Annotated in this window: 21 protein-coding genes, 4 tRNA genes and 4 pseudogenes; 16 read left to right on the top strand and 13 right to left on the bottom strand. The window is 34.0% G+C overall.

The genetic code is table 11. The annotated features are described in order from the left end of the window. Positions 1 to 81: 81 nt before the first annotated feature. Positions 82 to 408, bottom strand: a complete 327-nt coding sequence (locus P5P87_RS24940; protein WP_198856332.1) for a helix-turn-helix domain-containing protein — start codon at positions 406 to 408, stop codon at positions 82 to 84. Between the two features lie 122 nt (positions 409 to 530). On the opposite strand from P5P87_RS24940, the gene P5P87_RS24935 reads away from it, so the two are divergent. The 4 genes from P5P87_RS24935 (at position 531) to P5P87_RS24920 (ending at position 2512) form a co-directional block, all read left to right on the top strand. Further along, positions 531 to 800: a hypothetical protein gene (locus P5P87_RS24935; RefSeq protein WP_198856333.1), complete on the top strand. Its 270-nt coding sequence runs from the start codon at positions 531 to 533 to the stop codon at positions 798 to 800. Between the two features lie 48 nt (positions 801 to 848). Further along, positions 849 to 1052 carry a hypothetical protein gene (locus P5P87_RS24930; RefSeq protein WP_278020981.1) on the top strand — a complete coding sequence of 68 codons (204 nt, stop codon included), beginning with the start codon at positions 849 to 851 and terminating at the stop codon, positions 1050 to 1052. A 180-nt stretch (positions 1053 to 1232) separates the two neighbouring features. Beyond that, positions 1233 to 2006 carry a ThuA domain-containing protein gene (locus P5P87_RS24925; protein WP_278020980.1) on the top strand — a complete coding sequence of 258 codons (774 nt, stop codon included), beginning with the start codon at positions 1233 to 1235 and terminating at the stop codon, positions 2004 to 2006. A 62-nt stretch (positions 2007 to 2068) separates the two neighbouring features. Continuing rightward, positions 2069 to 2512 (top strand): GNAT family N-acetyltransferase, encoded by a 444-nt coding sequence (locus tag P5P87_RS24920; RefSeq protein ID WP_278022831.1) that lies wholly within the window; start codon positions 2069 to 2071, stop codon positions 2510 to 2512. Positions 2513 to 2544: 32 nt separating this feature from the next. On the opposite strand, the gene P5P87_RS24915 is transcribed toward P5P87_RS24920, so the two are convergent. Continuing rightward, positions 2545 to 3063 (bottom strand): STM3941 family protein, encoded by a 519-nt coding sequence (locus P5P87_RS24915; RefSeq protein ID WP_278020979.1) that lies wholly within the window; start codon positions 3061 to 3063, stop codon positions 2545 to 2547. A 286-nt stretch (positions 3064 to 3349) separates the two neighbouring features. Between P5P87_RS24915 and P5P87_RS24910 the strand changes: the two genes are divergently transcribed. Together P5P87_RS24910 and P5P87_RS24905 are read left to right on the top strand one after the other, a co-directional pair. Next, complete coding sequence (locus P5P87_RS24910; protein ID WP_278020978.1) at positions 3350 to 3520, top strand: hypothetical protein; 171 nt, start codon at positions 3350 to 3352, stop codon at positions 3518 to 3520. Positions 3521 to 3526: 6 nt separating this feature from the next. After that, positions 3527 to 4039 carry a PRC-barrel domain-containing protein gene (locus tag P5P87_RS24905; RefSeq protein ID WP_278020977.1) on the top strand — a complete coding sequence of 171 codons (513 nt, stop codon included), beginning with the start codon at positions 3527 to 3529 and terminating at the stop codon, positions 4037 to 4039. Positions 4040 to 4126: 87 nt separating this feature from the next. On the opposite strand, the gene P5P87_RS24900 is transcribed toward P5P87_RS24905, so the two are convergent. The 5 genes from P5P87_RS24900 to P5P87_RS24880 form a co-directional block, all read right to left on the bottom strand. Beyond that, positions 4127 to 4639: an ATP/GTP-binding protein gene (locus P5P87_RS24900; RefSeq protein ID WP_278020976.1), complete on the bottom strand. Its 513-nt coding sequence runs from the start codon at positions 4637 to 4639 to the stop codon at positions 4127 to 4129. A gap of 91 nt (positions 4640 to 4730) precedes the next feature. Beyond that, positions 4731 to 4804, bottom strand: a tRNA-Arg gene (locus P5P87_RS24895). 81 nt (positions 4805 to 4885) lie between these two features. Then, positions 4886 to 4959: transfer RNA gene (locus tag P5P87_RS24890), tRNA-Arg, on the bottom strand. A gap of 16 nt (positions 4960 to 4975) precedes the next feature. Then, positions 4976 to 5050 (bottom strand) — tRNA-Pro (locus tag P5P87_RS24885). 14 nt (positions 5051 to 5064) lie between these two features. Beyond that, positions 5065 to 5148 (bottom strand) — tRNA-Ser (locus tag P5P87_RS24880). A 239-nt stretch (positions 5149 to 5387) separates the two neighbouring features. Between P5P87_RS24880 and P5P87_RS24875 the strand changes: the two are divergent. From P5P87_RS24875 to P5P87_RS24865, 3 genes and pseudogenes are all read left to right on the top strand, one after another. Next, positions 5388 to 6567, top strand: a pseudogene (locus P5P87_RS24875) (acetyl-CoA C-acyltransferase). A 68-nt stretch (positions 6568 to 6635) separates the two neighbouring features. Next, positions 6636 to 7397 carry a C40 family peptidase gene (locus tag P5P87_RS24870; protein ID WP_198856342.1) on the top strand — a complete coding sequence of 254 codons (762 nt, stop codon included), beginning with the start codon at positions 6636 to 6638 and terminating at the stop codon, positions 7395 to 7397. A 16-nt stretch (positions 7398 to 7413) separates the two neighbouring features. Further along, complete coding sequence (locus P5P87_RS24865; RefSeq protein ID WP_278020975.1) at positions 7414 to 8466, top strand: SMI1/KNR4 family protein; 1053 nt, start codon at positions 7414 to 7416, stop codon at positions 8464 to 8466. A 251-nt stretch (positions 8467 to 8717) separates the two neighbouring features. Here P5P87_RS24865 and P5P87_RS24860 read toward each other — a convergent pair whose 3' ends face one another. Together P5P87_RS24860 and P5P87_RS24855 are read right to left on the bottom strand one after the other, a co-directional pair. Then, positions 8718 to 8921 carry a helix-turn-helix domain-containing protein gene (locus P5P87_RS24860; RefSeq protein WP_278020974.1) on the bottom strand — a complete coding sequence of 68 codons (204 nt, stop codon included), beginning with the start codon at positions 8919 to 8921 and terminating at the stop codon, positions 8718 to 8720. Next, positions 8887 to 9564 carry an AraC family ligand binding domain-containing protein gene (locus tag P5P87_RS24855; RefSeq protein WP_278020973.1) on the bottom strand — a complete coding sequence of 226 codons (678 nt, stop codon included), beginning with the start codon at positions 9562 to 9564 and terminating at the stop codon, positions 8887 to 8889. The genes P5P87_RS24860 and P5P87_RS24855 overlap by 35 nt, the downstream gene beginning before the upstream one ends. 117 nt (positions 9565 to 9681) lie before the next feature. Between P5P87_RS24855 and P5P87_RS24850 the strand changes: the two are divergent. From P5P87_RS24850 to P5P87_RS24835, 4 genes and pseudogenes are all read left to right on the top strand, one after another. Next, positions 9682 to 10669, top strand: a pseudogene (locus P5P87_RS24850) (aldo/keto reductase). A gap of 123 nt (positions 10670 to 10792) precedes the next feature. Beyond that, positions 10793 to 11397: pseudogene (locus tag P5P87_RS24845) on the top strand (NAD(P)H-dependent oxidoreductase). A 2-nt stretch (positions 11398 to 11399) separates the two neighbouring features. Then, positions 11400 to 11678: a putative quinol monooxygenase gene (locus tag P5P87_RS24840; protein WP_278020972.1), complete on the top strand. Its 279-nt coding sequence runs from the start codon at positions 11400 to 11402 to the stop codon at positions 11676 to 11678. A gap of 126 nt (positions 11679 to 11804) precedes the next feature. After that, on the top strand, positions 11805 to 12284 hold the full coding sequence (locus P5P87_RS24835; protein ID WP_278020971.1) for a DUF3291 domain-containing protein: 480 nt from the start codon (positions 11805 to 11807) through the stop codon (positions 12282 to 12284). A gap of 47 nt (positions 12285 to 12331) precedes the next feature. Here P5P87_RS24835 and P5P87_RS24830 read toward each other — a convergent pair whose 3' ends face one another. From P5P87_RS24830 to P5P87_RS24820, 3 genes are all read right to left on the bottom strand, one after another. Then, positions 12332 to 13435: a dipeptidase gene (locus tag P5P87_RS24830; RefSeq protein WP_278020970.1), complete on the bottom strand. Its 1104-nt coding sequence runs from the start codon at positions 13433 to 13435 to the stop codon at positions 12332 to 12334. Beyond that, positions 13383 to 13553, bottom strand: a complete 171-nt coding sequence (locus P5P87_RS24825; protein WP_278020969.1) for a hypothetical protein — start codon at positions 13551 to 13553, stop codon at positions 13383 to 13385. Before P5P87_RS24825 ends, P5P87_RS24830 begins: the two co-directional genes overlap by 53 nt. A gap of 135 nt (positions 13554 to 13688) precedes the next feature. Then, positions 13689 to 14396 carry a class I SAM-dependent methyltransferase gene (locus P5P87_RS24820; protein ID WP_278020968.1) on the bottom strand — a complete coding sequence of 236 codons (708 nt, stop codon included), beginning with the start codon at positions 14394 to 14396 and terminating at the stop codon, positions 13689 to 13691. Positions 14397 to 14624: 228 nt separating this feature from the next. Here P5P87_RS24820 and P5P87_RS24815 point away from each other — a divergent pair, with 228 nt between their 5' ends. Together P5P87_RS24815 and P5P87_RS24810 are read left to right on the top strand one after the other, a co-directional pair. Next, a complete protein-coding gene (locus P5P87_RS24815) occupies positions 14625 to 15512 on the top strand; it encodes a LysR family transcriptional regulator (RefSeq protein ID WP_278020967.1) in 888 nt (295 codons plus the stop codon). A 419-nt stretch (positions 15513 to 15931) separates the two neighbouring features. Continuing rightward, entirely contained in the window at positions 15932 to 17218 is a 1287-nt protein-coding gene (locus tag P5P87_RS24810; RefSeq protein ID WP_278020966.1) for a DUF2130 domain-containing protein, read from the top strand. Between the two features lie 194 nt (positions 17219 to 17412). Here P5P87_RS24810 and P5P87_RS24805 read toward each other — a convergent pair whose 3' ends face one another. Beyond that, on the bottom strand, positions 17413 to 18186 hold the full coding sequence (locus P5P87_RS24805) for an META domain-containing protein (RefSeq protein WP_278020965.1): 774 nt from the start codon (positions 18184 to 18186) through the stop codon (positions 17413 to 17415). Positions 18187 to 18454: 268 nt separating this feature from the next. Here P5P87_RS24805 and nirB point away from each other — a divergent pair. Continuing rightward, positions 18455 to 20969: pseudogene (nirB, locus tag P5P87_RS24800) on the top strand (nitrite reductase large subunit NirB). Positions 20970 to 21050: the final 81 nt, after the last annotated feature.

The following is a 21050-nucleotide window of genomic DNA, read 5'->3' as shown; positions in this document are numbered from 1 at the left end:
AAAAAAACCACTCCAAATAGAGTGGTTTCATTACTGCTGTAAAGTTTAAATTTGTTAGATATTTTCTTGGGAAACTTGCAATTACTCCTCAAACTTTTTGTCTACTAGACGAAGTCTAATATTATGAATGCGCCCTTCTATTTCTTCTAGGTCATTCAAAATTGTTTGTTTTTGATAAACCGCTCCCATTTCATTAACCATATTTTGCTCATCGGGAGCAAAAAGATCATTCAAATCCACATCTGGAAAATTTTTACTTAAGCTAATAATAAATTCAGAACCTATATTAGCCGTTCCATGTAAATACCTCCCAATCATTGCAGGGCTAAATCCTAGAATCGCCCCAACTTCCTTTTGTTTCAATCCTTTGTCCTTAAAGAATTTACTTAATTTTTCGTGATACATCATTATTAAAATTCATTCAAAATATAGCTAAAATATATTTTTTAACATTAAAAAGAATAATAAATATAATATTATTCCTACATTTACATAAGCCAATTACCATGTTATTAATACTTAGCAAATATATGTCAAAATTAATCAATAATAGCAATTTTAAAGAAGATAATTCTCACAATAAAAAAGCTTATGAATTTATAGATAAGCATTTACCTGTAACCTATGTTGATCTTACAATTGCTTGTATCATCAAAAAAGGACAGCCTGCTCCTAGCAAATCATTAGTTAGAAATGTTCGAAATAAAACAATATTTAGAAACGATATTTTACTGGCATTGGTAGAAGTAGCAAATGAAAATAAAGAAGCAATTGAGAAAATAAAACTTTTAACCTCTTGAGTTTATAAAGCATTTAGAAAAAACATCTTTTATCAAAGTTTTAATTTTATGACAAATCAGAATACCAATAAAAAAGAAAATATTCCAACAGATTCTATTAAAAATCAATTTGAAACCCCAGCATCAAGTAAGATTGATTTAAAAAGCAAATCATTTCTATACGGAATGAGTTTTGAACAATATAAAGAAGGACTTGAAATTCACTCCAAATGTTTTAAACAAATGGAAAAAGCAAAAAGAATGACGAATTAAATCACATCAAATACACATCGTTCTTTTTTAGAATTTTACAACACAGACAATGACAGACTTGATTTGTGTTGTAAATTTCAGTTTTTAACGTAAAATATTAAACTTAAAAAAATTTTCATTTTTTTGTAATTTGCCACTAAAAGCTATTACCGTTAGCTTAACTGCAACTTTTACAAAACAATGAAAAATATAACACTTTTTATTCTACTTATTTTAGGCTGTTTCCTTCAACAAGACTGTCTAGCTCAAAAACAAAAGAAGTCGCGTTTTAAAGCTTTAGTTTTGTACGAAAACGGCGGACATCATCTTCCTTTTACAAAAGCAACCAAACCTTGGTTGAATAAACTCGCTATTGACAGCAGTTTTACAATCGATTATATAGAAAGTACAAAAAACATCAACGAAGCGCTTTTAAAGCAATATCAAGTCTTTATACAATTGGATTATCCTCCGTACACTTGGAGCGAAGAATCAATGCAGGCATTTCAGAAATATATGAACAGCGGGAAAGGCGGCTGGGTTGGACTGCATCACGCGACATTGCTTGGAGAGTTTGACGGATATCCAATGTGGAAGTGGTTTTCTGATTTTATGGGCGGAATCAGATTTGTTAATTATATTCCAGATTTTGTCAGTGGTAAAGTAACTATTGAAGACAAATCTCATCCTGTAACAAAAGGAATTCCAATAGATTTTCTAGTCAAAAAAGAAGAATGGTACATTTACGATAAAAGTCCGAGAATAAATGTTCATGTTCTAGCTTCTGTTGATGAATCTACTTACCAGCCAGATTCAAAAGTAAAAATGGGAGATCATCCTGTGGTTTGGACAAACAATCACTTTGCTTCGCGAAATGTTTACATTTTCATGGGTCATGCACCAGAATTATTTCAAAACGAAGCATACACTACTCTATTGAGAAACTCAATTTTCTGGGCAGCCGCAAAAAGATAAAACCAATGTTACACAGAATTGCTATTTTTGCCGATTATCAAAAAAACAAACATTTATCAATTGTGATTCAAAAAGTCAATAAATCAGAATATCAAGAATTAATTTCAGTGTGGGAATCTTCAGTAAAAGCAACGCACGATTTTTTAAAACCTGAAGATTTTACATTTTACAAAGAACTTATTCCAAACTTTTTTGATAATGTTTCTTTAAACTGTATAAAAAATGACCAACAACAAATTATTGGTTTTATCGGAACTCATGATGAGAACTTAGAAATGTTGTTTGTAACAGCGGACCAAATCGGAAAAGGAATCGGAAAAAAGTTATTATTATATGCAATTGAAGAACTTAAAATCTCAAAAGTTGATGTAAATAAAGATAACCAAACAGCCACTGCATTTTACAAGCATTTTGGATTTGAAGTAAAATCTACTTCTGATCTAGACGGCTGCGGAAAACCCTATCCGATTTTGCATTTAGAACTAACAAAAGAGCCACTTCATTAAAGTGGCTCTTTAAATTTTACAACAGACTATTTTTATTTTTTCCAATGTTCTAAAAACAGCTTATATAATTCATCTGCATTAATTTCAATTTCTGAAGCGGAGTACATTATATTCAATTTCGAATTTTGCTCGTCATAAGCCATTTTCCAAAGAAACTTAGAAGCGCGGCCGTCATACTTTGCTATATTATCAATTGTAACAGCAACCAAAGTATCACCTCCTACTTTATTTAGTTGCACATCGGTAACGTCTTGCCACTCTATTCTTCCGAAAGCTTTAGCTACTGGAGTTGTTCTTCCAGAAAAACCATTTGAATCTATTTGAATTAATGGAGATTTATCTTTTATACTGGCAAGCATTTTAAATATCAAAACAAGCATTATTAAAAGAATAGCACCAGAAACAATTGAAAGTTTTATTTTAAATACTCCATCAAAAGTTCCTATGCCATATAAAAGCATAATTACTAATAAAGTACTAATTGCGCTAGCATAAAAAAGTAAATTTCTGGTTTTCTTAGCATTTCGGAAAAATTTTATTTCTTCATTCATGGGGTGTAGTAAAAATTTTATTTGTTATTAGAATTAAAAATGAATAAGCAATTTACTGCAAAACAATTTAAGAACACAAGAAACTCCCATAAACATTGGTTTAACTAAAGAGACAAAACAATTTCAATTAATACATTTCAAACAACTAAGCTCACAAAACATTGTAAATCAATTTTCTATCCAACTGGAAATTCTATAACTTCTATATGAAATTAAATACTTTCGAACGTAATCTCCATTAGTACCTTTATTATAAAATTAAATATTCATAATAAAAATACAGGTTATGGCAGAAATTAAAATTGAGAAAAAGAAGCCAATTTGGCCATGGATTGTAGCAGTCCTATTAATCTCAGCACTTGTATACTATGTCTTTTTGAAAGATAACCAAGTGCAAAATGAAAACAGAATGGAAATCGAAAACAATTCTAGTGTAGACAGCACAGCAAATTATTAAGAAACTATGGAAAATAAAGATAGAAATTTATACAGATTAGACGAGCTTTCTGATTATAAAGTCGCTTCAAACTATTCTGATGTAAGAGGTTGGAAAATTGTAGACGCAGACAACCGCACAATAGGAAAAATTGATAACCTTTGGGTTAATAAAGATATGCAACGTGTTGTTTATCTAGACGTTAATCTTGATAAAGGATTAATAGAAGACAGTCGTAATGAAGTACATGATGCAATTGCAAATGAAAATGGAAAGGAATTTATCTATAAAGATGGAGACAGCCACATTATTATACCAATTGGTTCTGTCAGTATAAATAAAGATACTAAAATTGTCATGGCCAACAATATTGGATATGATACATTTAGAAAAACAAGCAGATATAACTGGCAAAATGATTTTGATAGGGAATACGAAAGAAGAGTATTGAATTCTTATTATCCTACTGAACAATCGCGCCTTGCTTCTGAAAGTAATGACGATACTTTTTACAAACGAAGAGAATTTGACAATTATTGATAAATGTAATTTGCATTAAAAACAAATATTACAAACGAATAAAGACCAAGCGTTCAAGAATGTTTGGTCTTTATTTATTTTATCTCTTTAATGCTCTATTTTATTTTGAACTTGATTTAACCTTTCAGATAAACTTCCTCTTACTTCAATTACTTCCAAATCAAAATCATCAATTAATTCTCGGATTACATCATTTACTTCAGACCTCAGTTCAGGCAAATCTGAATCTGAGCACAAAATTCGATCTGGCTGTTCAATAGGAACAAATACAAAAACGTCAATTTCTTTAATTGCATTTTGAATTTTATTAAATATTGACGAAAAATTCAATTTATCATCAACCGCTAAAGCATATGCCAAAAGATCAATTGGACAGCGGTCAAAAATAGCATTTTTGTTACTTCTTACAATTTGCTTTAAAGAATGTTCTAACTGGATTATATAATCATCTGCAGTAGGCGTTTCAGAAAAATCAAAACCCATTTCCTGCAATTCAAAATACGGTTCTGAATAAAACTCATAATCAGGAAGAGTTTCATGCAGTTTTTCTGCTAATGTGGTTTTACCAACCTTATGAGTTCCAAGAATTGCTATTCTCATACCATTAATATTTTTTAACCATAAACAACTAAAAATAAACAAAATAGGTACAAAACAAAAAAGGATGATCAAAAATGATCATCCTATAAAGTGATCCCAGAAGGATTCGAACCTTCGACCTACGCATTAGAAGTGCGTTGCTCTATCCAGCTGAGCTATGGAACCGTTATTTTAAAATTTCTAAGAATAGAAATCAAAACTATTTACATAAAAACAAAAAAACCATTCGAGATGAATGGTTTTTTGTGATCGCAGAAGGATTCGAACCTTCGACCGCCTGCTTAGAAGGCAGGTGCTCTATCCAGCTGAGCTATGCGACCATTATTTCAATTGTAGTCGGGGTGGCAGGATTCGAACCTGCGGCCTCCTGCTCCCAAAGCAGGCGCGATAACCGGGCTACGCTACACCCCGAGGCAAAAATTAAGCGGAGAGACAGGGACTCGAACCCTGGCGACGGTTACCCGTCGACAGATTAGCAATCTGCTCCATTACCGCTCTGGCACCTCTCCTTGCTCAAGGAATTGCTTCCGTTTTGCGAGTGCAAATGTATAACAACATTCCATTTCTCACAAGCTTTTTTTTGAGTTTTTTTAGTTTTTTTTAATCTTTTTTTCAAAACACTTCACAATCAAACGAATAGAATTAACAAAAATTTCACCCTAAATTTAAATTCAGCTCGATTCAATACAAAATTTGAATTTATTCAAATAAACATTAAATTTGCTTACTAACTATTATTAAACAGAAAATGAACAAAAGAGTTGTTATCGTTTCTGCCGTTAGAACACCTATCGGAAGTTTCATGGGCGGGTTATCTACTGTACCTGCACCAAAATTAGGCGCTGCTGCCATAAAAGGAGCGCTTTCAAAAATTAACCTTGACCCAAAATTAGTCGATGAAGTTTTCATGGGGAATGTAATCCAGGCGGGTGTCGGACAAGCTCCAGCACGTCAAGCGGCGCTTTTTGCTGGTCTGTCTGAAGAAGTTGTCTGCTACAACAGTAAACAAAGTATGTGCATCTGGAATGAAAGCCGTAATGTTTGTTGCCCAAGCAATCGCATGCGGCGACGCTGAAATTGTTGTAGCGGGCGGAATGGAAAGCATGAGCTTGATTCCTCACTATGTACAAATGCGTACTGGAAATAAATTTGGTCCGGCAACTATGCTTGATGGAATGCAAAAAGATGGTTTGACAGATGCTTACGACAATAACGCAATGGGAGTTTGCGCTGACTTATGTGCATCTGAATACAAAATCAGCCGTGAAGAACAAGATGCATTTGCAATTCAATCTTATGAAAGAAGCGCAAAAGCTTGGGACGCTGGAAAATTTGACAATGAAGTTGTTCCTGTTGAAGTTCCTCAAAGACGCGGTGAACCCGTTATATTTTCTAAAGATGAGGAATATACTAATGTGAAATTAGATAAAATTCCATCTTTAGCACCAGTTTTCACAAAAGACGGAACTGTAACCGCTGCAAATGCTTCTACAATCAATGACGGAGCCGCTGCTTTGGTTTTAATGTCTGAAGAAAAAGCAAATGCATTAGGTTTAAAACCTTTAGCTTACATAAAAGGCTACGCAGATGCTGCACAAGAACCAAAATGGTTTACAACAAGTCCGGCAAAAGCATTACCAAAAGCTTTAGATAAAGCAGGAATCTCAATCTCAGATGTTGATTTCTTCGAATTTAACGAAGCTTTCTCTGTAGTGGGATTAGCCAATGCAAAAATATTAAATCTTGATAACGATAAAGTAAACGTAAACGGTGGTGCAGTTTCTTTAGGACATCCTCTTGGAGCTTCTGGAGCACGTATAATTGTAACTTTACTTAATGTTTTAGAACAAAACAATGCAAAAACTGGAGCTGCCGCAATTTGTAACGGTGGTGGTGGCGCATCAGCAATTGTTATCGAAAGAGCTTAAAACAATATCTCAAAAAATCAGGAGTTATCAATATAACTCCTGATTTTTCAACTTATAAATTTCCTTAAATGTTTGGAATTTGCAATTTAGCCATAGTACCCGTTCGCGCTGAAGCTAGCGACAGAAGTGAAATTGTCACACAACTTTTGTTTGGCGAGCATATCGAAATTTTAGAACGTAAAAATCAATGGGCGCGAATCAGGATTCAGTTTGATGACTATGAAGGCTGGGTAGATTCTAAGCAATATCAGGAAATTACAAAAGAGCAATTTGATCTTTTGAGTAAAGAGTCAATTATTTTAAATGCCGATTTAATTGATTATATCACTGCTCCAAATAATCTATTGCTTCCTATTCCGCTTGGAGCTTCATTATCATTTTTAAACAATAGCGAAATCAATACTTCCAACTTTGATTTTGAAGGAACCAAAACCAGCGGCATTAAACCTAAAAGCGCTTTAATTAAAACCGCTTTTATGTACTTGAATGCTCCGTATTTATGGGGCGGAAAAACACCTTTTGGCATTGACTGTTCTGGTTTTACTCAAATGGTTTACAAACTAAACGGCTATAAAATTCATCGTGACGCTTCTCAGCAAGCACTTGAAGGCGATCCGTTAAGTTTTATTGAAGAATGTGAACCAGGTGATTTGGCTTTCTTCGACAATGACGAAGGAAATATCACTCATGTTGGTATCATCATGGAAAACAACTACATCATTCACGCAAGTGGAAAAGTTCGTATTGACCGTTTGGACCATACTGGAATCTACAATCCCGAATTAAACAAACACACTCACAAACTTCGTGTGATTAAGAAGATTATCTAATTCCTAAAAAAGCGAAATGACAAAACTTGAATTATCCAAAACAGGCTTTCAGATTAACAATGTAAACATCGAATTCCCAATTGATATAACAGTTTTAAAACAAGCTTTAGGAGAATCTAGATATCTTAAAAAACAATACAATCATATTTACACTTGGGACGACCAAGGCATTATGGCTTTTTCTAAAGAAGGAAATAAGGTCGAAAGCCTTGCTGTTGAACTCGAACTTCGTGAATATGATTATTGCGCAAAAAGTATTTTTTCAGGAGAATTTATTTTTGAAGGGCAAGAATTATTTCATTACTACGAAAACAACAAAAATCAGCTTGTAAAACTCTTTAAAGGAGACAGAAGCGGCGCTTTTATCCTTAACGGAATCAGTGTTTGGTTTGATAAAGAAGATGGCAAAATTACAAGTTTGAGCATTTCGGTCGCTGAAGAAAAAGAAAAGAAAATTAGTGCTCCACTTGATCCTGCATTCCAATCATTTCAGCCTTTATGGCAAGAATGGATTTCGGAAATCAATAAGATCATTTCTACAAACAACGATTATTACAATCTTGCAGAGGGAATTTCTATTGAAGATATTCAAGAACACACAGAACTAGAAGACGCTATTACAATTCCCCTGGCACTTATCAACTTTTACAAAGTTCAAAATGTCGATTATGATGCAGTTACTTCAGCTTTTCAGATTTTAATTAATAATTGGTGGTACGAACTTATTCCGTTTGAAGATATTAAAGAAGAATGGGATTCCATTCAAGATTTACAATTTGATGAAGACGATTTGCCTGAACAGGAAATAGATTTCGAAAAAATCAACACAAACAATTACACCAACCCTAAATGGATTCCGTTTGCTACAGGTAGAAATGGCGATTACTTATTATACGATACAGATCCAGCATTAAAAGGAAAATTTGGACAAATCATAGAACTTCAAAACGAATCTTGGTCACGCCTAATAGTTGCAGATTCATTAGAAGAATTAATCCAAAATGAAATCAATAATTTAAAAGCTGGTAAAACCGAGCATTTTGATTTTATAGTAAGTAAAGAAAATTAAAGTACACGAATAAAACAGATTCGCTTTGCGAAAACGCGGATTTACACGAATTCTTCTTTTATTCTCTCGCAGATTTAGCAGATTAAACAGATTAAAAAAATAAATCCGCATAATCTGCTAAATCTGCGAGAGAAAATTAATAAGCAAAAAAAATCATTTTTAATACAATTAATCTGTGGTAAAAATAAAATTAGTGCAAATTCAGGAATTGCTTCGCCTGTTCGCTATCGCTCGGGTCGTGGCAAAAAAAACTAAGCACTCAATCGAATCGTCTTTCTAAACTCAGACGGACTATAGCCTTTTTGTTTTCTGAAAAACTTATTAAAATGGCTTTCATCCGTAAAGCCAAATTCATAGGCTATTTCGTTAATACGCTTCTCGCTGAATTGCAAACGATGTTCAATCAGTTTCGTTTTATAATTACTGATATATTGCTTGCATCGTTTCGCTTGCATGTTTTTTAAAATAACGTCCTAAATAAGTATTCGAGATTCCGAAATAATCGCTAATTGATTCCGCTTTGATTTTTTCAGGATAATAGATATTGTTCTGAATATATTGTAGAATATCCATCGCTTTAGCTTCCGTATTTATGGTGACTTGTTCAGGCAAGTATTTCGCGATATTTCTCGCCACAATAATAATCAGTGTATTAACCAACTGCTGAATCAATTCCTGATTGTAAACATCTTTATCCTGATGTTCTCGGCAAATTGCTTCAATCATTACTTTCACCAAACATTTATCAGGATCATTTTTAAGAATACAGCCTGGTTGATGATTGGCATTTTGAAGTATATATTCTAATCGCTGAATATTTTCATTCTGAAGACTCGAATTTTTCAAATAAATATCATTAAACCTTAAAAAGAAAAACTTCGTTTTGGTTTCAATCGTAAAATTATGACAATCTTCTGGTGTCAATAAAAACAAATGCCCAGGATCATATTCAAAAATATTCTTATTAATACACTGCCTTCCCGTTCCTTCCAGAATATAAACCAATTCGAAAAAATTATGACGATCTCCAACGTCTGGATATTCATTCAGCGTTTCAAAAGAAACCGTAAAAGGTTCATATAAGTTTTCTTTTTTCATAATTCCATTTTATTTGAAGATGCAAATATACCTAAAAAAGACAAATATATACCAAATAAGAATCACAAAAACAGTATAATTTTGCCTCATCAATTTTAAACATAAAAAATCACAATCATGGAATATAGAAAACTAGGCAACTCAGAACTTGAATTATCAGCTATTACATACGGCGCTTTTGCTATTGGCGGAATCATGTGGGGCGGAACAGAAAAGAAAGATTCAATAGCATCTGTCCAAGCTTCAATCGATCACGGCGTTACCACAATCGACACCGCTCCTTTTTACGGATTTGGTTTAAGCGAAGAAATGATCGGCGAAGCTATAAAATCTTACGACCGCTCTAAAATTCAACTACTTACCAAATTCGGTTTAGTTTGGGACGGAAGCAACAACGGAAAAGGCGATTTCTTCTTTGACGCTGACGACAACGGAAAAAAAGTTCCAGTATATAAGTACTCATCAAAAGCAAACGTAATTAAAGAAGTTGAGGAAAGCTTAAAACGTCTTCAAACCGATTATATCGATTTACTGCAAATTCACTGGCCAGACTCTACTACTCCAATTTCTGAAACAATGGAAGTCTGCAGAAAGTTTAATTCAGCAAGGAAAAATCAGAGCTTTCGGAGTTAGTAATTACAACATTGCACAAATTCAGGAAGCACAAAAAACAATTCAAATCGCATCAAATCAAGTCGCTTACAGTATGTTGAACCGTAAAATTGAAGAAGAACTAATTCCTTTTACAGTTGCAAAAAACATCGGAATCATTGCTTACAGTCCAATGGAAAGAGGGTTATTGACTGGAAAATATTTCACAGATAGCAAATTAAAAGAAAACGATCACAGAAACGGATATTTCAGTCAATTCGATCTTCAAAAAGTAAAAACTTTAGTCGAAGAATTAACATCTTTAGCACACGCAAAAGAAGCAAGTTTATCACAATTAGTTTTACGTTGGACTTCTTTACAAAAAGGAATTGCAATAGTTTTGGCTGGAGCAAGAAACGCAGAACAAGCCATTTCAAACGCTAAAACAATGGATTTCGATTTATCAGCTTCAGAATTGGAATTCATCAATCAGGCGATTTCAAAAATTAAATAATTAGAATTTGGGCGTGTCCCAAGGGCGGGCTATCCGCTAAATCTTTTACTTTTTAAAGAAAAAAGTAAAAGGATATCGCTCCTATCCCTCACGCATCACGTATCCATAATAACATAAAGTAACATGAAAAAGATATTTATAATCAACGGTGGACAAAAATTTGCCCATTCAGGAGGGAAATTCAACAAAACAGTGCAAGACTGGACAACCGAATTTCTTTCAAAAAGCAACGAATACGAAATAAAAACAACTCATGTAGAAGACAATATTGATCTTGACCAAGAAGTAGAAAAATTTGTTTGGGCAGATGTAATCATTTACCACACACCAGTTTGGTGGTTTCAACTTCCAAACCTTTTCAAAAAATACATAGACGATGTTTTTACAGCAGGTCACAACAAAGGAATTTACAAGAGCGATGGAAGAAGTCGCGTAAATCCAGATATCAATTACGGAACCGGCGGACTTTTGCACGGACGCAAATACATGCTTACCACAAGCTGGAATGCTCCAGCAACGGCTTTTACACTTCGGGAGAATTCTTCGATCAAACTTCGGTTGATGACGGCGCAATGTTTGGTTTCCATAAAATGAATAAATTTACAGGAATGGAACGTATAAACGGATTCCATTTCCATGACGTTGAAAAAGGTGCTACACCAGAAAATATCGTTATCTTTAAGGAGAATTATACGAAACATCTTGAAGAAACCTTTAAAAACTTATAATTATGATTTCGATTACCGCAATTTTAAAAAGTAAACCAGAACATTTACTTGAAATTCAAAACCTTCTGACACATCTAGTAACAGAAACTAGAAAAGAAGGCGCATGTATTCGTTACGATTTACACACTTCAGAAAATGTTTTTATTCTTTGGGAAGAATGGAAAGACCAAATTGGTTTAGACTTACATAACAACCAATCTTACTTAAAGGATTTTATCCAAAAAACCGAAAATCTTGTTTCAAGCCCAATTCAGGTTTACAAAACTGCACAGATTTTATAAGTTGTTTGCCACGAATTACACAAAATTTCACAAATTCTTTTTTATTTAGAATATAAAATTAGTGCAATTCGTGTAATTTGTGGCGAAAAAATAATCCTACATAATTATTCAGAAACATAAAAACTTATGAGTCAATATCATCTTGCCGAAATTAATATTGCCAAAATGAAAGGAGTCGACATTAACGACCCAATTATGAAAGAATTTGTAGATAATTTAGATGCAGTAAACACTTTAGCCGAAGAAAGCGAAGGTTTTGTTTGGAGATTAAAAGATGAAACTGACAGTTACAATGCCACAAGTCTAAATCCGTACAATGATGAGCAAATTATCATCAATGTATCAGTTTGGGAAAGCATTGAAACTTTGGAGCATTATATGTACAAAACTTTTCACAGTGAATTTTTGAGACGCCGAAAAGAATGGTTTCAGAAATTCGGAAAAGCGCATACAGCCATGTGGTGGATTCCAAAAGGAGAAATTCCAAGCATGGAAGAAGCTGTAGAAAAATTAGATTACCTACAGAAAAATGGCCCTTCAGAATTAGTTTTTGATCTTAGAAACAAATATCCAGCACCAAATAAAGACAAAACAAAAGCGAAATAAAATTCTTTATTTCGCTTTTGTTTTGTTTACAAATACTCTTTGACAGATTAAGATCTTTTCGTTGCAATATCAAATATTCGGCAATAATTTCCACCGCCGATTTTAGCAATCTCTTCTTCTTTAAAACCCGCTTTCAGTAAAGATTCAACAACGGTATAATAAAATCCCTGTTTCTCAATTCCCCAAGATTGATTAGTTCCTTGTGGTCCTTGCTTTTTATTAGTATTTTGCCTTTTTTGATCGTTTTGTTTTTGGGGCTCTTCCTTTTTATCTTCCGGTTTTTTATTATCTCCTTGCCCCCATCCTTTATCATTTGGAGAACGATAAGCTGGAGTCAGTTTAGTATCAGTTCCAATGCAAACATGATCGACACCAACTACGTCAACCATAGCTTTTATATTATCTGCAAATTCAGTTGGTGAATCAGCGAGATGTGTCCAAACCCCAATTACACTGCCGTGATCTGCTACAATTTTTGCCTGTTCTTTACTTATAAGTCTTGGCATCATCATTTTAGACATAAATTCATTTGTTCCAAGACGGGTATTTAAACCTGTATGCGAAACTAAAACAGGTTTCTTAGCAACTTTTAAAGCTCCGTTTACCGTATTATCATCACAATGCGACAAATCGACCAAAATACCTAGTCTTTCACATTCTGTAATTGTTTCAGCTCCAAAAGAAGTAAGGCCACCCCATTGAGGCGTTTTTGTAAAAATATCACCTAACGGAACAGAAGCATCATTGTCATGAAGCAAACCTAAATGCCTTAAACCTCTATCGTAAGCAACCTGCAAACGCTCAATTTTGCCTTCTAAAAAATGTCCGCCCTCGACAGATTGAATTACTATAGGCTTTTTATTTTTATGAGCGCCTTCCAAATCAGCGTAATTGAGAGCGCGTTTCATATTATTAGCAATTAATATTTCATCCATTGCAGTTAACCCATTTAGAAATCTTTCGTAAGCATCTCCCGGATTAACTAATTTCTGATAGTCAACGGCAAAAGTCATACAAATTGCAGATAAGCCAGATTTCTGCATTTCACCAAACAAATCAACTTTTGGGCCTGGCAGCTCCGATTTTATCAAAGGAACATCAATGTGATTGTGTGTATCGATTCCAAATGTTCTTGCAACAATAGCGAGCAACTCTGGGATCTTGCTCAGTTGCAGCCCAAGACAAAAGCGGATTTAACATTAAAGCTGCTCCTGCTCCACTCATTGTAAACAGAAAACTTCTGCGATTCCATTGTTGATTATTGCTCATTTTAAATATTTAAGTTGTGAAAGAAAAAATAGAACTTGATTATACAAAACAACACTTTTTTTCACTTCATCAATCAATTATTATACAGACAGAAACATAAAACCGACCAAAAACAAAAATCAAACGATTAAACTTTTATTTTATTCCTCCAAAAGCGCCAAAACACATGTTTTTATGTAAAATTTCAACTTTTGAAAAACCTACTTTTTTCATTAAATCCAATTGATAATTCATCGATCTTGGAGAATCTTCTTTTTCGATATAATCCAAAACTTTCTGGCGGTACTCTGCCCCTCCAATTCCTTCTAAATATTCGCCGTAACGTTGCCAAGTATATTCATTTAATAATTCTGTGTCTTGTGTGATTAAATCCGAAATCATCAAACAACCGCCAAGTTTCAATAATTTAAACAATTTAGTAAAAGTCGTTTTCCAATCGTTATCATCACGCAAATGATGCAAAACTGCACCTGCCAAAATAATATCAAAACTATTTTCTTCTAAATCTATTTCGCGAATATCGCCTTGTTTTGTTACTACTTTTCCGTTGGTTTCAGCTGAAACCCTTTGAAAAGCACGATCTAGCATTGGCAAACTCAAATCGACCAAAGTGCAATTTAAATTTGGCACTTTAGATAACATTTTTAAAGTATAATTTCCGGCTCCGCAGCCAACATCTAACACATTTTTAGCCTTCGGAACAATACGTTTTGAAGCTTCGGTTATTAATTCTAAAGAAATAGTAGCATCTATTGTTGCTACTTGTCCCGTTTCTAAATTTGAAAATCGTTCGACATCATTGTCAAAACGTTCTTTGATTTCTTTAATAGTTGATTTTTTCATGGTCTTTTGTTTTTTTTGAATCTCTCGCAGATCAAGCAGATTGAGCGAATCTTTTTGCTATTATATGATTGGATATTATTATGATTAAGAATGATTTATCTAAAAATTAATAATCTGCTTTATCTGCTCAATCTGCGAGAGAATTATTTTTTGATTTTTCAAAACTATTCTTTTAATAAATACTTTAAAAATACTATTTTTATCAATTAACAATACTTTAAAAGTATCATGGAATTACGTCACTTAAAATATTTTCTGGCTGTAGCCGAAGAACTAAACTTTACCAAAGCTTCAGAAAAACTATTTATTTCTCAACCTCCATTAAGCCGACAAATAGCTGAATTGGAAGAAGAGCTTCAAGCAAAACTTTTCATTCGAAACAACAAAAAAGTAGAACTCACAGAAGCAGGAAAATATTTTGAAAAAGAAACAAAAGACCTCTTCCTGAATCTTGAACGCATTTCACTCAAAACAAAAAAGATCGCAGAAAACGTTTCGGGCGAATTCAGAATTGCTTATATCAGTTCGATTTATTCAGCAATAATTTCAGATTTAATTAAACATCTTAAAACGCAATTTCCCTATGTAAATTTTAAACTTTTCGAAATTTCGACCACTAAACAAATCGATGCTTTAGAACAAGGAAAAATCGAAATGGGAATTATTCGATCACCAATAAAATCTCCCAAAATACAATCGCATTTATGGTTTCAGGACGGATTTTCAATTGTTTTTAATAAAAAGAATATTCAGCTAAAATCTGAAAAAGAAATTCTAAACCTGAAAGATGAAACATTCGTTTTCTTCAACAAAGATTACGCACCACATTATCACGAAGTTTTACTGGAACTTTGTGCTTTTTATGGCTTTACGCCGAAGATTATTCACGAAGCGAATAACATCAATTCGATCGTACAATTAGTTAAAAATGGATTGGGAATTTCGATTGTTCCTTCGAACATTGCCAGAAATAATCAGGATCCTGAAATTGGTTTTATTGAATTGAAAAAAGTCAATTTACGTACAGATGTTTCAATTATCACTTCAAAAGAAGATGATTCTGAAATTACAAAAACTGCTGTTGATTTTTTATTGAATAAAAGTAGTTCACGCTAAGTTTTGTGGTGAAATTAATCTCGCAAAGGCACAGAGGTGCAAAGTTTTTTTTAGCCACAGATTAAAAGATTAAAAGGATTTTATCTCATTTTTGTCATTTCGACGAAGGAGACTCGAGCGATAGCGACCAGGCGAAGCAAATCTTCGCAAGTAACTCCGTTCCTATAAGCCAATCTTTGTAGAGCTTCTCGTGGAGATTTCTCCTTCGTCGAAATGACAAACAATTCGAAAAAGCTGTAAAAAAAAATTTTGCGCCTTCGCTCCTTTGCGAGATTAAATTATAAAAAAACTTTCCGCCTTAGCGCCTTCGTGGCTATAACAAAAATTCGTTACAATTTAGTACAGAAATCCACATTATAAAAAGAGAACTTTTAAATATCTTAGCAAATTCAAATTCTACAATAAAATTTCAATATAAAATGGCTGAGCAATCTTCTATTCAGTGTCCAAACTGCGGAACTCCTATCGACGTAAATGATGTTTTAAAACATCAATTAGAAGACAGTATCCGTAAAGAATTTCAACAAAAAGCGACTATTCAAAATAAAGAATTAGAGCTTAAAAACGAACAATTGGATAAAGCCAAAGCCGAATTTGAAGCCAAAAAGAAACAAGAAAACGAACTTTTTGCCGAGCGTTTGGAACGTGAAAGAAAAATTGCGGAAAAAGAAATTTCTGAAAAACTAAAAACCAAACTTGAAGAAGAAAACAAGGACCGTTTGCTTTTAATGGAAAAAGAACTCTCTGAAAAATCGGAAAAAATCAGGGAATTAAATAAAATGGAAGGTGAAATCGCCAAGTTACAGCGCGAAAAACTGGAAATGAAAGATGCCATTCAAGCCGAAGCCGAAAAGCAATTAAACGCTCAATTGACTTTGGAACGCGAAAAAATCAGAAAACAAGAAGACGATAAAAACGAATTGAAATTCAAAGAACTTCAGAAACAGCTAGAAGAACAAAAAAAGCTAACTGAAGAAATGAAACGCAAGCAAGAACAAGGTTCAATGCAATTGCAAGGTGAAGTAATGGAATTAGCTATCGAAGAATGGCTGGCAAACAACTTTCCTCTTGACAGTATTGACGAAATTAAAAAAGGCGCAAACGGCGCCGATTGTCTTCAAGTTGTAAACACAAGAGAACACCAAAATTGCGGTTCTATTTATTACGAAAGTAAAAGAACAAAAGCTTTTCAACCTTCATGGATTGAGAAATTTAAAAATGACATCAGAATCAAGAGAGCCAATATTGGAGTTTTAGTCACTGAAGTAATGCCAAACGGAATGGAACGAATGGGCATGCGCGACGGAATCTGGATTTGTACTTACGAAGAATTTAAAGGTTTAAGCGCGGTTTTACGTCAGTCATTAATTCAGATCAATCAAGCCGTTCAGGCGCAGGAAAACAAAGGCGATAAAATGTCTATGTTGTATGATTTCTTAACCAGCAACGAATTCCGTTTGCAAATTGAAGGAATTGTTGAAGGTTTTACACAAATGCAAAGCGATTTAGATTCTGAAAAAAGAGCCATGCAAAGAATCTGGAAACAACGTGAAAAACAAATCGAAAAAGTGGTTCACAATACTTTAGGAATGTACGGGTCAATTCGTGGTATTGCCGGAAATGCAGTTCAGAGTGTGAAAGCTTTGGAATTGGATTTTATTGAAGGTGATGACGAAGAGGAAGAAACTAAGGAATTGCTTGAGTAACAAAAAAAACATGTTGAAGATCATGTATTAAACATATTATTGTCATTTCGACGAAGGAGAAATCTTCGCAAGTAACTCCGCACAGAAAGGTCAATCTTTGTAGAATTTCTTGCGAAGATTTCTCCTTCGTCGAAATGCCAAAAAATGCGATAAAAATCTGCTCAATCTGCAAAATCTGCGGGAACAAATAATAATCAATCAACCTTTTTAAAAACAGCCAATTTCCCAGAAGGATTAGATAAAATCAACTGATTATTCCCGATAGAATAAGTAGTTGTGCTTTGCAACGCTTTTGTAAATTCACCTTCTTTATTTCCTTGCGGGCAGGCCATTAAAGTCGAAATTACCTTTGTAAATCTTAGCAAATCCTTTTCATAAAAAATAGAACCGCTAATCGCATTACAACCTCCGTAACCAGAAAATCTATTTTCAGATGAATTAATTTCAATTCGAGGCATTTCTTTTTGAAAATCAGTTGCAAAAACCTTATAACCATTTAGTTCTTCCAAAACCCAAATATCATGAAGACGATAATCGGTTAAATATTTTCCGCAGCCCTTTACTTTTTTCGTTTCTAATTCTGAATTATTTTTGATTTCGACTTTTACACTATAAGGAGAAATCGCACCAGACATTGAATCTTGGCAATCCAATTGCTGAATTGTAATTGTCGCCGAAGTATTTTCATTACTTACTTTATACATTTTCACATTCGCATCCATTGCTCTAATAGCTTCCACAGCGGGAAAAATGACTTTTTCTTTCCCAGGTATTAATGATGTAAAAACGATTTCCTCATTCCCTATTTTGATTCCCCAAAACGGTTCGTTTCCTGTTCCTTTAAAATAATATTTTAAATCTTCTTCTGTAGAACTTGTCGAACCCGCTTGTGCAGTTTCTTTATTTGCTGTCGTTTTACAGCCTATCATTAAAAATGATAACAACAATAATGAGAGTACTTTTTTCATGAGATCTAAATTAAAAATGTTCTTCTTCGTAAAACATCTATAAAATTCTTATGAATTTACGACATTTTTTTTGAAACGCTTATTTAGAATCCTTTCAAATTTAAAAAAACTAAATACGACAAAATCATTCGTAATCCGCACTACGTAAAAGATCAAAGTAAAATACGTAGTAAAAAAATTTCTATATACTTAAAAAAAACAAATTTATTACGTATTTTTATAAGTATAAATACTTATATTTGCATAATAATACTTAATTAAAGAAATCATGATTAGAGTAATAGTAGTTGGAAACGGCATGGTTGGTTATAAATTTTGCGAAAAGTTTGTTGCAAAATCAGGACAGGAAAAGTATCAAATCACTGTATTTGGTGAAGAACCAAGACGCGCTTATGATCGCGTTCACTTAAGCGAGTACTTTGGAGGAAAAACGGCAGACGACCTATCTCTTTCAACAACCCAATGGTACGCAGAAAACAATATTATTCTAAACACTTCTGAATTAATTACAGATATTAACCGTACAGAAAAAACAATACATACTCATTTAGAAAAAACGCATACGTACGACTACTTAGTTTTGGCAACCGGTTCTTCGGCTTTTGTTCCACCAATTGAAGGTGTCGAAAAAGAAGGTGTTTTTGTATACAGAACCATCGAAGATCTTGATGCGATAATGGCTTACGCCAAAAAAATAAAACAAAAAGGTGCAACTGAAGTCTGCTGTTTTAGGTGGAGGTTTATTAGGTCTTGAAGCGGCAAAAGCCGTTAGAGATTTAGGATTGAATCCGCATGTGGTGGAGTTTGCCCCACGTTTGATGCCGAGACAATTGGATCAAGGCGCGAGTGATATGCTACAAGCTAAAATTGAAGAATTAAACATCGGAATTCATCTCAACAAAGCAACACAATATATCGACGGAAAAGAAAGTATAACAGGAATGATGTTTGCAAACGACGAATTGTTAAAAGTAGACATGTTGGTTATTTCTGCCGGAATCAAACCTCGCGACGAACTGGCTAGAGTTTCAGGCCTTGAAGTTGGTGTACGAGGCGGAATTGTGGTAAACAATGAAATGCGAACATCAGATCCTTCTATTTTTGCGATTGGCGAAGCAGCGCTTTACAACCAAAACATTTACGGATTGGTTGCTCCAGGTTACGAAATGGCCGATGTCGCTTCTGAGCAAATCTTAAATGGCGATAAAACCATGAGGGAAACCATCGATATGTCGACACAATTGAAATTAATTGGTGTTGAAGTGGCTAGTTTTGGTGATCCTTTTATTGAAAATAATGACGTTACCGCTATTATTTATGAAAATAAACTAAGTGGCGTTTACAAAAGAATCAACGTTACCAAAGATTCTAAAAAATTGTTAGGCGGAATTTTAGTTGGAGATTCTAGCGATTACAATTCCCTTTTCCAGATTTATATCAATGAAATGGCATTGCCTAAAAATCCGGAAGATTTGATTTTAGGCTCTCGCGATGGTTCTGAAGGTTCTTCTTTAGGAAGCGTTATGGATTTGCCTGATACAGCCGTAATCTGTTCTTGCGAAAATGTTACCAAAGGTGCAATCTGCTGTAAAATTTTAGATGAAAGTTGTGCTTCTCTTTCAGATGTTGTAAAAGCAACTAAGGCAACTTCAGGTTGTGGAGGCTGTAAACCAATGGTTTCAGATTTGGTAAAAGCAACTCAAAAATCTTTAGGAAAAGAAGTAAAAGAAGTGATCTGCGAGCATTTCAATTACAACCGTCAGGAATTATTTGATTTGGTAAAAATCAACAAATACGAGAATTTCTACGACGTTCTGGATCATCATGGAAAAGGCGATGGATGCGAAATTTGCAAACCTGTTGTAGCTTCAATTTTCTCTAGTATTTACAACGATACGGCAAACAAACACGTTACAACGCAAGATACAAACGACAGATTTTTAGCGAATATTCAACGAAACGGAACTTATTCTGTTGTTCCAAGAGTTGCGGGAGGGGAAATTACTGCCGAAAAATTAATTGTAATTGGCGAAGTTGCCAAACAATTCGATTTATACACTAAAATCACTGGAGCACAAAGAGTGGATCTATTCGGAGCACATTTAAGCGATTTACCAAAAATCTGGAAAATATTAATAGACAATGGTTTTGAAAGCGGTCACGCCTACGGAAAATCACTTCGTGCCGTAAAAAGCTGTGTTGGAAACGCTTGGTGCCGTTACGGAATGGACGACAGCGCCGGATTTGCCATCGAACTTGAAAATAGATATAAAGGAATCCGTTCTCCGCATAAATTAAAAGGAGGTGTTTCAGCCTGCATTCGCGAATGCGCCGAAGCCCGCGGAAAAGATTTCGGATTAATTGCTGTTGAAGGCGGATGGAATTTATACATCGCAGGAAATGGCGGTGCAAACCCAAAACACGCCGTTTTATTAGCCGAAAAAATCGACAAAGAAACCGTAATCAAATACATGGATCGTTTCTTAATGTATTACATCCGCACCGCTGGCCCGCTAATCCGAACTTCAACTTGGTTAGAAAAACTAGACGGAGGTTTAGAATATTTAAAAGAAGTTATTATCGAAGACAGCCTAGGAATCTGCGAAACTCTCGAAGCCGAAATGCAGACTTTAGTAAACACTTTCGAATGCGAATGGAAACAAGTGCTGGAAAAACCAAGATTATTAAAACGTTTCAATCACTTTATAAACTCAGACGAAAAAGACGATAACGCCGTTTTTGTTCCGCTAAGAGATCAAAAAATGCCAAAAGCCTGGTCGTAAATTTATTTAAACACATAGAGACATAGAATTATTGAACTCAAAAAAAGGCGTTTCACTTTCATAAATACACATAGCTATGTG

This window comes from Flavobacterium ginsengisoli (genome assembly GCF_029625315.1).
GTDB classification, from domain to species: domain Bacteria; phylum Bacteroidota; class Bacteroidia; order Flavobacteriales; family Flavobacteriaceae; genus Flavobacterium; species Flavobacterium ginsengisoli.
Note: the sequence above shows the minus strand (reverse complement) of the source record. Positions and strands in the feature narration are given on the sequence as shown.